Raw genomic sequence first — 12,774 nt, 5'->3', positions numbered from 1 at the left:
ATACAACAATCTGGAGTAAATTCATGCGTTTAGCCGTGGCACAAATCATCACGGGAGCCAATGTGGCAGCCAACCTGGACCTGATCCGAGAATACGCCACCCGGGCCAAAGCCGCTGGAGCCGAACTCGTGGTCTTTCCTGAAGCAGCGATGCGCGCCTTCGGTAACAGCCTGGCCGACATCGCCGAACCCCTGGACGGGCCGTGGGCCGCAGCGGTCCGCAGCCTTGCGCGGGAGCTGGCCATCGCCGTCGTGGCGGGAATGTTCACTCCAGGCGAGGGCGGACGGGTCCGGAACACGCTTTTGGTCACCGGCCCCGGGGTGGACACGTCCTACGACAAGATCCACCTCTTTGATGCATTCGGCTTCGCGGAGTCTGATTCGGTCGACGCCGGCGCCTCGCCAGTAACCTTCGAACTCAACGGCACTGTGTTTGGCCTTGCCACCTGTTACGACGTGCGCTTCCCCGCCCTTTTCACCGCCAACGCCCGGGCAGGAGCACACGTCAACATCGTCTGCGCGTCGTGGGGCGCCGGCGAGGGCAAAGCCGAGCAGTGGGAGCTGCTGGTGCGGGCCCGCGCAGTGGACAGCACCACGTTCGTAGTGGCGTGCGGCCAAGGCAATCCCGCGAGCGTCGGCCTGCCCCCTGCCGGCACTGCGCCCACAGGCATAGGGCACAGTGCTGTGATCTCGCCGCTGGGTGCCGTGGTGGCCGCCCTTGGAGAAGTCCCGGAACTCGCCATCGTCGAAATCGATACGTCCAGCGTCGAAGAGGTTCGGGGCAAGCTTCCGGTCCTGGCCAATGCCCGGGACCTTTAGCTGCGTGGAGACTAGCGGACGTCCTCGCCGTCGTCCTCTTTGAGGGCCAGCCAGTAGGCCGAGCCGTCGGGCGTGCGGCCCACCATACCGGAGTCGACAAGGTACCGCCGGAGCATTGGCACGTCGCCGGTGAACCGGGCGAGGCGTTCGTTGAGCTCCCGCTCTGCCACACGATCGCCTTTGTCCAGGATGCGCGCGGCCGCCCATGCGAGAAGCTTGAGTCGGTCTGCCTCCCGTGCGGGGTAACGGTCGATGCGGCCGTCCGCAGCCAGGAAGCGCTCGACGCCGGACGGGCTGGGCGCCGGTGAGAGACCCGCCAGCGCGTCCCGGAAGATATGCTCGCGAATGCGGTAGCGGACGCTGCCTTCGGTCTCGACCGTCTCGACCAGCCCTGCTTGGTTGAGAAGCGTGAGCGCCCGTGCGAGTTTCGCTGGCGGGAGCGAGCTGCCCGGGGCTCCGCCAATGCTGATCTCGGCGAAGACCTTCCGGGCTTGGGCGTTTGCCAATGCCGCGAGGAGGCGCCGCGGATCCGGCGTCGTCGATGAGTCGCTCCCCATGGGCCCAGCATAGGCACAAATCGAGGCCGGGCAGATAGCGCAACCGGGCGGAATACCCTTGAGTTCGCCGCCCTCCCGTGGTTCTCACGGGAGGGCGGCGCGCCGAACGACTCTTCGACTTAGCCGGCAGGGATGTCTTCGAAGGTGACCTGGTCCAACAGGACATGGCCCCAGCTTCCCGTGCCGTTATCGACGACTTGGAGCTGGGCGCTCTGGCCGATGAGGTCGGAGACGTTCCACGACGTCCATGCGAGGTGCTCGCTGTTCTGGCCCGTCGTGGTGCGAACCACCTGCCCGTTGACGACGAGATTCACCGTGGTCTGATGGTCGGGCTCACCGCCAATCGCGTTCGGCACGCTGCTGAACACGATCTGGTCCACCATGATGTGGCCCCAGGGCCCGGTTGCGTGGTCGATGACCTGGATTTGGGCCTTCTGCCCCACGAGCGTGTGGACGTCCCAGTTCACGTTCGACATCGTCGATGAGTTCTGGCCCGTTGCCGTGCGGACGACCTGCCCGTTGACGAGGAGGTTCACCGCAGCGGCACCTGACTGGGCCCAGGGGTGGTTTCCTCCCGCGATGAGGAAATCGATATAGTCCCGCGTGATCGTGAATGTCGGCGACGTAATCGCGCCCGTGGCCGCATCACCCCCTCCGACGTACGTATCGAGGACCTTGGAGCCGAGCTGGTTGGGGAGGGATTCCGCCGTCGGGCCTTGGCCAATGTAACTGCCTGAGGCCTTCCACCCCGCGCCCCAGGCCGCGCCCTCGAAGTCGGCGAAGACGTCCGAGGGTCTCGGGTTGTTCCCGCCTCCTGCGAGGAAGTTGACGTAGGAGTGGCCGACGGTGAACGACGGCGAGGTCAGGGTTCCGGTCGACGCATCGCCGCCGTTGAAACTGTTGACGAGCCTGTTTCCGAGGTAGCCCGTGACGGGCTGCTGGTTAGGGAGTGTCCCGGTGGCGGGCCCGGAACCGAAGGCCGCTCCCGCCGTCGTCCATGAACCATAGGTGCCGCCCTCGAAGTCCGCGTAGGGCGCCGCGGGATTCGCTTGCTCCGTGATGTTCGCGAATTCCGTGATCGAGAGGTTGGCGAAGTTGGCGCTGCCCCCGATCGTGTAAAGCGAAATCCCCGTGTCCGACGACGTGAAGAAGTCCTGGTTCGAGAGCGCGATACGGCCGTCGTCGGCGAAGACCTCCACGCTGCCGTGGTCCACGAGGATCCGGAGGTGTACGGACGTCGCACCGGAGGCGAGCGGCGCCTGGGACTGCTGGTAGGTACCGAAGGAGTACGGCACTTGGTCTTGCGCGGAGCGGTCAACGTAGAGGTTGCCCCCGTAGACGCCGATGTTCGTGTGGCGGCTGCCGTCCTTGTTCTCGCCGATCGAGATGCCGACGTTGTTGAGGGTGGTCCAGCTGACGTCCGCGTCGAGCTCGTACGCCGAGCCGTGGTAGTCGAGGGCCGTCCGCCCATTGACCGTGGCGTTGGCGGGCTTCACGGTCTTGGTGGCGTAGTTGGCCAGACTCGGCGTCGGCTGGGACAGGAGGCTGTAGACACCGCTGCCCTCGGACTTGAGGCTGAGCTGGCGCACCACGGACATCTGCCCGTTGTAGTTGTCGGTGGAGTCAGTCGGCACGGTGTGCGGCGCGTAATGCCAGTTGTTCATCCAGCCGATCGCGTAACGGGAAGTGTCGGGATTCGCGGCGTCGGGCCAGCTCACGGAGGCGTACCAGTCCAGGCCCCAGTCGAGCCACTGCGGATCAGCCTGGTCTGGGACGAACGCCGAGCCGTTCCACGTGCCGGTCCAATATGCGTATGTGTCCGGCTTGCCGCTGTAGTCGCCCTGCATGCTTCCGGCCATGATCCAATGCCACGAACCGTCGTCGGCCTTCATCTGGAAGATGTCCGGACACTCAACGCCGCCGATGTTCGGGGTGGTGTAGCTGAAGTCTGTCTGGTGGGTCCAGGTTTTGAGGTCCGGTGAGGTGTAGAACGTGATCTTCTGCTGGCGGCCTATCGCTGCCACCCACGTCGAGTGCGCCGCGTCCCAAACGATCTTGGGGTCGCGGAACCAATCCGAAGCGTCCGGGTTGGCGATGACCGGTGCGCCGTACTGCGTGAAGGTTGTCCCGCCGTCGGTCGAGTACCAGAGGTATTGCGATTGCTGGAACGCGTCGCCGTCGGTGGGCTGCGTAGCGAGCGCGACGACGGCGCCGGCTCCGAAGCCCGCGGTGTTGTTCGTATCGATCACCGAGGAGCCGGTCCACACGGGGAAATTGCTTTGGAGCGGAAGGGCGTCGCCCTGGTCGTTGAACACCACAGTGTCCGACGACGTCGCATGTCGCCACCCGCCCGGACCGTTGTCCTGGTTGCTGTGAAGGTAATACAGGTTGTACTTGCCGTTGAGATAGATGGGCCGCTGGGGGTCGCTCAGCCATCCCGACGGGGGAGTCATGTGGTACGCGGCGCGCATGGGCGGCGCGGTCGCGCTGCCGACGGCTCCCGCGCCCGGAAGGTCCCCGGTAACTATGGTGGTCGTGAAAAACATCGTGAGCGCGGCGAAGAGGGCGAGCACGCCCGCCCTCTTCGACAGCCTCCTTGCTGAGTGGGCCATAAAATCTCCGGGTCTCGGTGAGGACTACTCGACCGCCGATAGCTCTGCGTCGAGCCTCTGCACACGGCGTTGTTGAGCAGGCGGGGGAGTTCGTGGTGGAGTCGGACTTGTGATTAAACGCTTAATCACGGCAAGAATAGCGAGTGGTGGGTCTTTGATCAAGCGTTTAAGCGGATTTGTTTGGTTGGCAGCGTGGATGGGATGACATCTCACGTTTTCAACCCGGTGCCCGTCTTCACAGCAGACAGAACGGCAGAGACGGAAGGAAAGAGCAATGAACATCACGACAGACTCGCCTTGGCCGTATTCAATGGGATGGACATGAAGCAACCGTTCGAGACAGTGGTCGTGCAGCACGGCGTTACCGTGCTTCGGGTCTGTCGTGCGCTTTTGGAGGTGCATGACGCGGATGACGCGTGGTCGGAGACATTTCTTGCCGCGATGCGTGCCTACCCGGACCTTCCAGAGACTGCGAACGTCGAAGCGTGGCTGGTCACGATCGCGCGCCGGAAAGCCATTGACGTCCACCGGGCTGCGAAGCGAATCCCCTTGCCGGTGGCGGAGCTGCCTGAGGCTCCGACAGCGTTGGGAATTCCCGGTGCGGATGACACTGACGTGTGGATGTACGTTGGCAAGCTCCCTGAGAAGCAGCGGCAGGCGATCACCTTCCGCTATCTCGTCGGGATGTCGTACGCGGAGATCTCCACAATTCTCGGCGGTACAGTCGAGGCCGCACGAAGAGCCTCGGCCGATGGCCTCAAGAACCTCAGAAGGAACTATCCAGGCGCGCGGAGCCAGTCAGAGCTGGCGAAAGGGGCAAGATCATGAGTGACATCCAGGGTGATGACACCCTCACGGGCTTGGCAGCGCCCATCGACGCCGAGAAGCTGGCGGTGCTGCATCGCCGGCTGGAGGTCGCGGCACACGCGGAGGGCCTCCTCGACGTTGCCTACACGACCGTGGATAGCCCTGTCGGGAAGCTGCTGCTCGCAGCCACGCCGACAGGACTTGTCCGGGTCGCGTACGCGGTCGAGGACCACGACCGTGTGCTCGAATCGCTGTCGGAGAAAATCAGCCCGCGCATTCTGCGTTCCCCGAAACAGCTGGAGGTCGTGGCACGTGAACTGGACGAGTACTTCGAGCACCGCAGGAAGCGCTTCGATGTGCAGCTGGACCTGTCGTTGTCAGGTGGCTTCCGCCAGCTCGTCCAGAGGCACCTGCCGGACATCGGCTATGGCCAAACCCGCAGCTACAAGGAGATGGCCCAGATGGTCGGCAACCCCAAGGCAGTCCGTGCCGTCGGCACCGCTTGCGCGACCAACCCCCTCCCGGTCGTCGTTCCGTGTCACCGCGTGCTGCGCACCGATGGGTCCCTCGGTGGCTACATCGGCGGCCTGGAGGCCAAGACGATGCTGCTCGAACTGGAGGCTGCAGCATGACTGGCGGAGAAATCAGGGCGGACAACCCGTGGCGTGATCGAGTCGAGTCGGCCGACTGGTCGGACGTAGCTGATGAGATAAACGAGTACGGCGGGGCGATTCTCCCGCAGCTCCTGACGCCCGGGGAGGCCTCGGAGATTCGTGACCTGTACGAGAGCGACGAGCTGTTCCGTAGCACGATCAACATGGGTCGTCACCGTTTCGGCGAGGGCGAGTACCGGTACTTCCGGGCTCCCTATCCCGAACCCATCGAGCGGCTGAAGCAGGCGCTCTACCCCCGGCTGCTGCCTGTTGCCCGCGACTGGTGGACGAAGCTTGGTCGACCAACTCCGTGGCCGGACACTCTCGACGAGTGGCTGCAGATGTGCCACGACGCCGGCCAGACCAAGTCCACGGCGATCCTGCTGAAGTACGGCGAGAAGGACTGGAACGCGCTCCATCGCGACCTTTACGGTGATCTGGTGTTCCCGCTCCAAGTGGTCATCAACCTGAACGAACCGGGCGTGGACCACACCGGCGGCGAGTTCCTGCTGCTCGAACAACGCCCGCGCGCACAATCGCGGGGTACGGCGACCCTGCTGCCCCACGGACACGGCTACGTGTTCACCACCCGCGACCGCCCTGTGAAATCGGCCCGCGGCTGGTCCGCCGCACCAGTCCGTCACGGCGTCTCAGCCATCCGCTCCGGCGAGCGTCACACACTTGCCCTGGTATTCCACGACGTAGCATGAGCATAGTGAAGAACTACACGCTCACCGGTCCCGATGGCCGCCCCTACGCGTCTCCGTTCAAGGGCGCGTGGGGCGGACACCGCGGTGGGAAAATCTACGGACGCCTCGATTGCCCCTCCGCTCTACGCGCGATCGCACGTGGCGGGTACGCCAAGAATCGCCTGTTCTTCTCCGACGAAGCCACCGCACTCGCCGCTGGTTATCGGCCATGCGGAGCCTGCTGCAAAGACCGCCACCAGGCATGGAAGAACCAACTACCGCCGGGCCCTCAACCTATGGGGCTCCATAACCTGGACGGTGGTTTACCGGGTTCTGGGGCATTGATGGCGTGAGTGGTCTCTCCGCCCAAAGCAAAAGCCCTGGTTCCCTTGCAAACATAGGGAACCAGGGACCTTTCAAGTGGCGGTGACGGTGGGATTTGAAACCTATCGTGCCCCAGCAGTGGCAAGGAAAACCTCTAGATTCCGGGGTTTTTCATCACCTGGAATCACACCATTTCACAGCAAATGTGGGCAGAATGTGGGCAGGATGTGGGCAGAGGGCTAGAGCTGGGCCCGAATCGGGTTGATGTGCTTGTCGTCGCGACTGTAGTAGGGAGGATCTTCGGTGAACCGGCCGTCCAAAATCTCGACATTGGACATTTTGTCAATTAAGAAGAGATCCCAAAATGGAACGGGCCGCGAATTGCCACGGCCATCGACTTGATAGCCGCGCAAAACCTCATTGCCGGTCGTGGCGTGAGGTCCGCAGGCCGCAGGCTGCACTACGCGGGGGTGGCCATCGTAATGGAATGAGACAAGATTGCGATTCTGTATTGCACCTGAGAAATCCACGATAAGTCCCCAATCGGATAGTTTCTGCCCAAGTGGCCGAAACCCTCAGAGCATGCCATGGGTCCCCGCCAGGTAGGAAGAGGCTTTCGAAATTCCTGTTCCCATCTTGCGGACTTTCTGCGGACTAAACGTCCATCCAGCCGCCGTTCCGAAGCCATCTGGTGATTTCCATGACGTCATCCTTGGACTCAGTCAGGACGGCGACGCTCACCGTGCGATGACCGCGGCTTTCGTTATCGATCAGCTCTGTTGCGAGATTCTTGGCATGCTCAAGCGAATCGGCTTCAATCGGGATTGGGCGCGACTGGCTTCGGTTCAGTGATCCATCGGTCGGGTAAATAAAAGTGAGCTCGAAATTTTGCATGAGCTCAGGCTAGCCCGAACCTCCCCTGTGTTAATCAAAAAGAGTCTCCCGCCCTTTCATCATCGGTTCGCTGGCGGTTCCGCTGGCAGAGCATCCAACCAGGCGGCCAGATCCTCGTGGCGGATCACGCCCTTGGTATTCGCGTATCGGGCAAGCAGGCGGCCGTCAGCGACCTCCTGCTTCAGCGTCCGGATACTGTAGCCGGTCTGTTCCGCGGCCTCTTCGAATGTGTAGGCGAGCTTCTGAATCGTCATACTGTCGATCCTCGCTGAGGGGGCGCCGCGGAGCCCACGGCTGTCCGCTCGCTGGACATCTCGGACCCGTAGGCTCGACCCATGGATGATGCCCCAATGATGACGGCCGCGGATCTAGCGGCTCGGCTGAACGTGTCACTCGAGACGGTCTACAAGATGTGCAAGACCCACAAGTGGCCACACACGAAGATCGGCCGGATCTATCGATTCAATGAAGAGCACTACCAGACCATCATCGCCACGCCGCCAGCCCCCGAACTAAAGCCGCGGACCCAGCGCGAGAACATTGCAAGGCTCCTTCGCTTGACGCAGTGACGTGACTGGGCTATTGCGCGCGCGACCCCCCTCACGAGCCCGGGGAGGGGGAGGAGGCTACCCGGCGGAGTCTCCGTGGGGTCTTGGCCCTAGGGATTCGTCTAACCCCTAGGGCCAAGGCCGCTGTCGTTACGCCGTGGTGGTCTCCTCGTCGGTGCTTTCGATCAGGCTAACGGGCGGCTGGGTGACGGATGCAGTCACTTCCTGCGGTGGCCGCGTCGCCTTGAGCGCCTTCGTCTTGAGCCTGCGCTGCGCCCAATCGGCGGCCTCCGGGTCATCGCTGGTTGCCCAGCCTGACGCGAGCCACATGTCGAGTTCCGCATGCTCAAGGTCAACGCTGAACGTCTCTCCGGGGCCGTAGGCGGCGCCGCCGTGGAAGACCTGGAACGGCGGCTGGACGGTCACCTTCAAGTTGCTCACAGCCCGGTCACCTTAACGATACCGGCCGGGCGCTGCACGCCGAGGTTGAGGCGCTCTTCCTGGATGAACGCGGTCTGGTTGCGCTGGAACGTGTCGCCGGGCTTGCCGACCTGGAGGTTGATCCCTTCGCGAATAAGCGCTGTGCAAGAAACCTGGAGGTTGGCGACAACGGACGCTCCTGCGGCAATCTTGGTCGTGGTCACCACGGGAATGCCCCAGAGGCTGTTCGCTTCGGCGGCGGTTGGGTCTGGGTTGAGGATGTACCGGCCTTGGCTGTCCTTGGTCCTCCGGAGCTTGGACCACGTGGTCGGGTGGAGGATCACGGTATCCGCGTCGCAGTACGCAGGCCCGACGCGGAGGTCAGCTATGGCCTGTTCCATGGCGTCAAGGCCGGTGTCGGTTCCGACTGCGCGGGTGAGGATTCCGGACTGGTTGAGCATGCCGAGCATGTTCGTTCCCGTCCCATCGCCGTTCAGGAGCTGGTTATTCTCCGCGTCGATGACAAGGTCGCGCAAGTGCTCGGTGACGTACGACTCAATGCTCCGGAAGTCGAGGAGGACTTCGTCATTAAGGGTGGACGTCACCGCGATCTTGGCCGGCGTGATGATCGTCTTGCCCATGTTCAGCGACACTTCGGGCTTGAGTGCCCCGGGCGCGACGGTCGTCGCCGCCCCTGTGGTGGACAGGTGGCTGATCCACTCCACGCTTGGCCCCATGGGCGTGGACGGCATGCGCTCGAGGATGCGGGTCGGTTCGAATCGGAGGTTGACGATGCCGGGCAGGAGCGTCGGGGGCAGCAAGGCCTCGTTTGCCTGCATGGCGTCGGCCGATGACGGGATCTTCATGCCAAGCTCGACGCGCAGGCTGGTGCCAGACTTCACGGCCGCGATGATCTGCTGCATCTGCTCGCGGTCAGGGATCAGGTTCGGGACGTATCCACGCTTGGCGATTGTGTCGTGTCCGACGTAGCCGCTGGGCCCGAAGATCGTCGCGGTCGGGTCGGTGCCAGCGGCGCCGGAGAATGCCCTGCTCTTACCTTCGACATACTCGAGTGATTTGAGTTCGGATTCTGCGTGGTTGAGTTGCTCCTCGAGAGGCTCGACGAGACGCTTTGCCGTTGCGTTGTCGAGGCTCGTGTTGTTGAGGATCTGGAGGGCGGCAGCGGCATAGGATTTGAGCGCATCCCTGGCTTGAGCCGAGGTGCGGTAGGTGGGAAGTTTGCTGGTCATTTCGAATCTCGGAATTCTGCGGACCCCGAGGTTTATGAGGGGATCTGGCACCAAAAATCAGGGAAGGTGCCTTCGGCTCTTGCGCGATCGATCAGCGCGTCTGCCGTCGCCCCGATGGGGGCGTTTTCCGAGCTCCTCCGTGGGGGCTGTGCGCCGGGACTTTCAGCGGGGGCCTTTCGGCGCCGGCTTAGTTATCCGGGGGCTTTGCGCCAGTCGATTCAACTCTGAAAGCAGATTAACACAGGGCCGAGACATTCCGTGTGTCCCGGCCCTGTGTGTCGCCTTATTCGTATTGCAGGTTCATCGGGCATTCCGGCGTGTGGAGCTCGGCCGCCCTGCCCTGGCCGTCGTATGCGGCAATCGGCTTGGGCCTGTGCCCGCACTCGGGGCAGATCTCGTTCCGGAGGAGGCTCTGAGCCTCGATCCGGTCTAAGTAGGCCATGGGCGGCTCGACGGGTGCCGATGCCGCGTCTGGGACGTTCGGGTCTGGTGCGTAGCTCATTACTTTCCTGTCCTCTGGGTCTTACGGGTTTTGGGCGGGCGTGGCTTGGTGGCCTTCCCGTTGATGATCGCGGCGAGGCGCGTCTTGTAGCTCATGCTGGGTCTCCTGGCCCTTTCTGTGAAAAAAAATTCTGTGTATAGAAATGACTACCCGGCGGAGTCAGGCGCACGTCGTTGCCGTCAGGGATTTGGGCACCCCTACCCCGGGGTCTGCGTCGTCGTCGTCGTTACTGGGGTTGGATTGTGTAAGTCAGCGGGGTTGGCTGGGGCGTCGGCGCCATAGACGCGGGTACGTTGGCCGTCACGGGTGCGGCTGCCGGGAGTGTGAAGCCTGGGATGGCGGCGGCGAGTGCTTGGATCTGGGCGTCTTGGTGCTTGACGACGTTCAGGAGTTGGACCGAGAGCAGGTCATAGCGGACGGAGTCGATCTCGCCGTCGAACCATGAGATTAGTTCGGGGCAGTGCTCGGCCACTTGTTCGGCAATGAGGCCATAGTTGTCGGGGCCGCCGCTGATCTTGTCGTAGAGCACGGGCGTGAGTGCGAGGACGTTTGCCGGGTCGGTGTGGTGGGAGCGGACGTTTTCCTTGTACCGGATGCTGGAGACGTTCCGGCCGAAGTGGAAGCCACCGTCGTTGCCTACCCAGACGGCGTATTGGGTGGTTCCGGCGACGTTGTTGGTCCAGCCGTATTGTGAGCCGTCTGCTTGCGGTACGGTCCCTGAGGTGATGTCTGCGCCGACGTGGGTGTGTGAGCTCGGGGGAAACGTGGACGGGATGCCGGAGATTGTCGCCCATGTCGTGGTCTGCGCTCCGATCTGAACCCATGTTGTTCCGACGAGGACTTCTACGCCGTATAGGCCGGGGTTCGCGTTTTCCATGAGTCCGAAGCGGGCGACGACGATTCCGGTTGAGTCGCAAACCTCGAACGCGCCGCCGCCGGTGGCCATGCGGAGACTCACTGTGCCGTCTGCGCGGAGCGTTTCGAGGAACCCGACGACGTCGATACCGCCGGCCTTTGGGCTGATGCCCATGGGCCCGAACGGGTCCGCTGCGGCCTGTTCATTCAGCCGCCTCTCGAGTTCTTGCACTTTGCGGACAAGCCAGTTCTCGTCAGGGACGATGGATCCGAAGCTTCCAGGCTGCATGTCTAGTTCCTTTCATTCGGTGTTTGGGTGGGTGTGGGTGTTGCTTGGGTGGCCGCTTCGATATGGTCTGCCATGTCGTGCAGGGTGTCTGCCATGGTCCGCGCTTCCTCCGGTGTCATGTGGGCTTGGAGATCCTGGCCTCGGAAGAGTCCGATGCCGGGGGTTTCGTTCCGTTCCCGGTCCTTCCAGACCCACCATCGGACTCTTAGTCGGGGCCGCTTGGCAATCAGCACGGTGGTTCCATTCCTTCGGGCTATGCGGTCCTGCGGGCTCATGATGCGGCTTTCTGGTTTTCAATCAGGGCTTCTAGTGCGTTGAGTTGGCGGTTGCGTTCGGCCTCGATGGGACTGGATCCCTTGCCGGCGTTTTCTTTCGCGCGCGTTGGTTCCCTAGTTACGTAACTGGACCCCGAACTTAGTCCTCCCTGTTTTTCCTCTTGTAGTCCTCCCTGTGGTTCCTCAGTACTCATAGGGGGCAACGTTTCGTTGGGGCAGTCTCCAACGTCTTGTTGCCCCAGGTGGGGCAACGTTTCGTTGGCGGGTGGGGCAATGTTTTGTTGGGGCACCTGGGGCAACGTTTCATTGGGGCGCTCGAGGAATTTCTGGCCTATGGCGTCGCCTGACTGCTCGCGAGAAATGGCCACCCAAGTTACCCCGCGACCGCTCCCGGACCTGCCGCAATCTGCCTTTGCATAGGTGACTTTGGGTTCCAATGCGAGGGCATATTCCGCCCTTACCCCGAGGCGCGCTTGATAGCTCGAAACGATCGCGCCTTCGAGCGATAACTTCGCAATGGTCTGGCGGAAGACCTCCTTCGAACTAGACCGCTTGCTTACCGTGTCCAGTCCAATCGCATTTGCGACAGCCTCCCAGCCGCCGAAGTAAACCGGAGGCTTGTCAGCGTCGAGTGCCATGTTTGCCATGAACGCCAGGGCGCGTGCCTCCCGGTGGCTCAAGTGACGCCAGTTGGCGAATACCTTTGCGACGTTCTGTGCTCCCATGCGTCGGATTCCGTTCGTGTTGTCGAGGCGCTCAGAGGCCGGCGGTCCGGGCAGTTTGGGCGGCCGCGATGAGATCCGCGGCGAGCTCAATCGCGTCGTCCGGGGCGAGGTTTGGTTTGGCCATCCACAACTCGACGGTTTGCAGGCCCGTGGCCATATCCCATACCGGCGTGATGATCCAGCGCCGCTTGATGATCTCCGGGCCCTCCCAGCGATCCTCGAAGCCGTGCGCCTTGGTGTATCCCGTCGGCGGAGTTTTCCATGGCAGATCCAGGAGGCGTCGCAACTTCGGGAACGATCCGGCAATATCGCCGAGCTCTCGCAACGTGATGTTGTTCTTGATATCGTTGGGCACAAGAATCTCCTTCTAACTGTGGGTTTGTTCTTCGGCCGTGACGGACTTTGGCGAGGCGTCACGGTCTTTTTCTGTCTTGAGTCGGATCTTGACCGACTTTGCTGGCGTCAGCACCGGCCATGGCGGCAGTTCGCAGGCGCAATCGCCCAGCCATTCGCATTCGCAGCGGGCCACTAGGACGCCACCCGATCGCCGGTTTGC

The 12,774-nt window shown here is 62.8% G+C and carries 18 protein-coding genes; 6 read left to right on the top strand and 12 right to left on the bottom strand.

The genetic code is table 11. The annotated features are described in order from the left end of the window. The first annotated feature begins 23 nt into the window (after positions 1–23). Entirely contained in the window at positions 24–818 is a 795-nt protein-coding gene (locus tag AB0O52_RS11520) for a carbon-nitrogen hydrolase family protein (RefSeq protein WP_364537636.1), read from the top strand. Between the two features lie 11 nt (positions 819–829). Here the strand turns inward: AB0O52_RS11520 and AB0O52_RS11515 are convergent, their stop codons facing one another. Beyond that, complete coding sequence (locus tag AB0O52_RS11515; protein WP_364537634.1) at positions 830–1,375, bottom strand: DUF2087 domain-containing protein; 546 nt, start codon at positions 1,373–1,375, stop codon at positions 830–832. A gap of 119 nt (positions 1,376–1,494) precedes the next feature. Then, positions 1,495–3,987 carry a glycoside hydrolase family 32 protein gene (locus tag AB0O52_RS11510; protein WP_364537632.1) on the bottom strand — a complete coding sequence of 831 codons (2,493 nt, stop codon included), beginning with the start codon at positions 3,985–3,987 and terminating at the stop codon, positions 1,495–1,497. Positions 3,988–4,302: 315 nt separating this feature from the next. On the opposite strand from AB0O52_RS11510, the gene AB0O52_RS11505 reads away from it, so the two are divergent. From AB0O52_RS11505 to AB0O52_RS11490, 4 genes are read left to right on the top strand one after another with little or no spacing between them, the layout of a single operon-like run. Beyond that, the gene (locus AB0O52_RS11505; RefSeq protein ID WP_364537781.1) at positions 4,303–4,815 is read left to right on the top strand and encodes a sigma-70 family RNA polymerase sigma factor; all 513 of its coding nucleotides are present in this window, start codon (positions 4,303–4,305) and stop codon (positions 4,813–4,815) included. Beyond that, positions 4,812–5,426 (top strand): methylated-DNA--[protein]-cysteine S-methyltransferase, encoded by a 615-nt coding sequence (locus AB0O52_RS11500; protein WP_364537630.1) that lies wholly within the window; start codon positions 4,812–4,814, stop codon positions 5,424–5,426. The genes AB0O52_RS11505 and AB0O52_RS11500 overlap by 4 nt, the downstream gene beginning before the upstream one ends. Beyond that, positions 5,423–6,157: a 2OG-Fe(II) oxygenase gene (locus tag AB0O52_RS11495; protein WP_364537628.1), complete on the top strand. Its 735-nt coding sequence runs from the start codon at positions 5,423–5,425 to the stop codon at positions 6,155–6,157. Before AB0O52_RS11500 ends, AB0O52_RS11495 begins: the two co-directional genes overlap by 4 nt. Further along, entirely contained in the window at positions 6,154–6,489 is a 336-nt protein-coding gene (locus AB0O52_RS11490) for an Ada metal-binding domain-containing protein (RefSeq protein ID WP_364537626.1), read from the top strand. The genes AB0O52_RS11495 and AB0O52_RS11490 overlap by 4 nt, the downstream gene beginning before the upstream one ends. Before the next feature lie 210 nt (positions 6,490–6,699). On the opposite strand, the gene AB0O52_RS11485 is transcribed toward AB0O52_RS11490, so the two are convergent. The 3 genes from AB0O52_RS11485 to AB0O52_RS11475 all read right to left on the bottom strand — a co-directional run bounded on the left by AB0O52_RS11485 (position 6,700) and on the right by AB0O52_RS11475 (position 7,608). Next, positions 6,700–6,990 carry a hypothetical protein gene (locus AB0O52_RS11485; protein WP_364537624.1) on the bottom strand — a complete coding sequence of 97 codons (291 nt, stop codon included), beginning with the start codon at positions 6,988–6,990 and terminating at the stop codon, positions 6,700–6,702. A gap of 124 nt (positions 6,991–7,114) precedes the next feature. Continuing rightward, positions 7,115–7,354, bottom strand: coding sequence for a hypothetical protein (locus tag AB0O52_RS11480; RefSeq protein WP_364537622.1), 240 nt, complete (start codon positions 7,352–7,354; stop codon positions 7,115–7,117). Between the two features lie 59 nt (positions 7,355–7,413). Beyond that, positions 7,414–7,608 (bottom strand): hypothetical protein, encoded by a 195-nt coding sequence (locus tag AB0O52_RS11475; protein WP_364537620.1) that lies wholly within the window; start codon positions 7,606–7,608, stop codon positions 7,414–7,416. Between the two features lie 81 nt (positions 7,609–7,689). On the opposite strand from AB0O52_RS11475, the gene AB0O52_RS11470 reads away from it, so the two are divergent. Further along, positions 7,690–7,923 (top strand): helix-turn-helix domain-containing protein, encoded by a 234-nt coding sequence (locus tag AB0O52_RS11470; protein ID WP_364537618.1) that lies wholly within the window; start codon positions 7,690–7,692, stop codon positions 7,921–7,923. 129 nt (positions 7,924–8,052) lie between these two features. Here AB0O52_RS11470 and AB0O52_RS11465 read toward each other — a convergent pair whose 3' ends face one another. The 7 genes from AB0O52_RS11465 to AB0O52_RS11435 all read right to left on the bottom strand — a co-directional run bounded on the left by AB0O52_RS11465 (position 8,053) and on the right by AB0O52_RS11435 (position 12,573). Next, positions 8,053–8,343, bottom strand: coding sequence for a hypothetical protein (locus AB0O52_RS11465; RefSeq protein ID WP_364537616.1), 291 nt, complete (start codon positions 8,341–8,343; stop codon positions 8,053–8,055). Beyond that, positions 8,340–9,572, bottom strand: a complete 1,233-nt coding sequence (locus AB0O52_RS11460; protein ID WP_364537614.1) for a phage major capsid protein — start codon at positions 9,570–9,572, stop codon at positions 8,340–8,342. The genes AB0O52_RS11465 and AB0O52_RS11460 overlap by 4 nt, the downstream gene beginning before the upstream one ends. A gap of 283 nt (positions 9,573–9,855) precedes the next feature. After that, positions 9,856–10,074: a hypothetical protein gene (locus tag AB0O52_RS11455; RefSeq protein WP_364537612.1), complete on the bottom strand. Its 219-nt coding sequence runs from the start codon at positions 10,072–10,074 to the stop codon at positions 9,856–9,858. Between the two features lie 226 nt (positions 10,075–10,300). Beyond that, positions 10,301–11,218: a tail fiber domain-containing protein gene (locus AB0O52_RS11450; RefSeq protein ID WP_364537610.1), complete on the bottom strand. Its 918-nt coding sequence runs from the start codon at positions 11,216–11,218 to the stop codon at positions 10,301–10,303. A 2-nt stretch (positions 11,219–11,220) separates the two neighbouring features. Continuing rightward, a complete protein-coding gene (locus AB0O52_RS11445; protein WP_364537608.1) occupies positions 11,221–11,493 on the bottom strand; it encodes a hypothetical protein in 273 nt (90 codons plus the stop codon). Beyond that, entirely contained in the window at positions 11,490–12,218 is a 729-nt protein-coding gene (locus tag AB0O52_RS11440; RefSeq protein WP_364537606.1) for a hypothetical protein, read from the bottom strand. Before AB0O52_RS11440 ends, AB0O52_RS11445 begins: the two co-directional genes overlap by 4 nt. 31 nt (positions 12,219–12,249) lie before the next feature. Next, on the bottom strand, positions 12,250–12,573 hold the full coding sequence (locus tag AB0O52_RS11435; RefSeq protein ID WP_364537604.1) for a hypothetical protein: 324 nt from the start codon (positions 12,571–12,573) through the stop codon (positions 12,250–12,252). Positions 12,574–12,774 lie beyond the last annotated feature (201 nt).

The sequence above is a fragment of the Arthrobacter sp. NPDC080073 genome, assembly GCF_040686575.1.
Lineage (GTDB): Bacteria > Actinomycetota > Actinomycetes > Actinomycetales > Micrococcaceae > Arthrobacter.
The sequence above is the reverse complement of the archived record's forward strand: the minus strand, read 5'-3'. Positions and strand labels throughout refer to the sequence as shown.

Coding starts and splice junctions, on each gene's coding strand:
- AB0O52_RS11450 (WP_364537610.1), bottom strand. CDS start 11,218: ATGCAGCCTGGAAGCTTCGGATCCATCGTCCCTGACGAGAACTGGCTT.
- AB0O52_RS11470 (WP_364537618.1), top strand. CDS start 7,690: ATGGATGATGCCCCAATGATGACGGCCGCGGATCTAGCGGCTCGGCTG.
- AB0O52_RS11455 (WP_364537612.1), bottom strand. CDS start 10,074: ATGAGCTACGCACCAGACCCGAACGTCCCAGACGCGGCATCGGCACCC.
- AB0O52_RS11510 (WP_364537632.1), bottom strand. CDS start 3,987: ATGGCCCACTCAGCAAGGAGGCTGTCGAAGAGGGCGGGCGTGCTCGCC.
- AB0O52_RS11440 (WP_364537606.1), bottom strand. CDS start 12,218: ATGGGAGCACAGAACGTCGCAAAGGTATTCGCCAACTGGCGTCACTTG.
- AB0O52_RS11490 (WP_364537626.1), top strand. CDS start 6,154: ATGAGCATAGTGAAGAACTACACGCTCACCGGTCCCGATGGCCGCCCC.
- AB0O52_RS11460 (WP_364537614.1), bottom strand. CDS start 9,572: ATGACCAGCAAACTTCCCACCTACCGCACCTCGGCTCAAGCCAGGGAT.
- AB0O52_RS11515 (WP_364537634.1), bottom strand. CDS start 1,375: ATGGGGAGCGACTCATCGACGACGCCGGATCCGCGGCGCCTCCTCGCG.
- AB0O52_RS11500 (WP_364537630.1), top strand. CDS start 4,812: ATGAGTGACATCCAGGGTGATGACACCCTCACGGGCTTGGCAGCGCCC.
- AB0O52_RS11445 (WP_364537608.1), bottom strand. CDS start 11,493: ATGAGCCCGCAGGACCGCATAGCCCGAAGGAATGGAACCACCGTGCTG.
- AB0O52_RS11495 (WP_364537628.1), top strand. CDS start 5,423: ATGACTGGCGGAGAAATCAGGGCGGACAACCCGTGGCGTGATCGAGTC.
- AB0O52_RS11505 (WP_364537781.1), top strand. CDS start 4,303: ATGGACATGAAGCAACCGTTCGAGACAGTGGTCGTGCAGCACGGCGTT.
- AB0O52_RS11480 (WP_364537622.1), bottom strand. CDS start 7,354: ATGCAAAATTTCGAGCTCACTTTTATTTACCCGACCGATGGATCACTG.
- AB0O52_RS11520 (WP_364537636.1), top strand. CDS start 24: ATGCGTTTAGCCGTGGCACAAATCATCACGGGAGCCAATGTGGCAGCC.
- AB0O52_RS11475 (WP_364537620.1), bottom strand. CDS start 7,608: ATGACGATTCAGAAGCTCGCCTACACATTCGAAGAGGCCGCGGAACAG.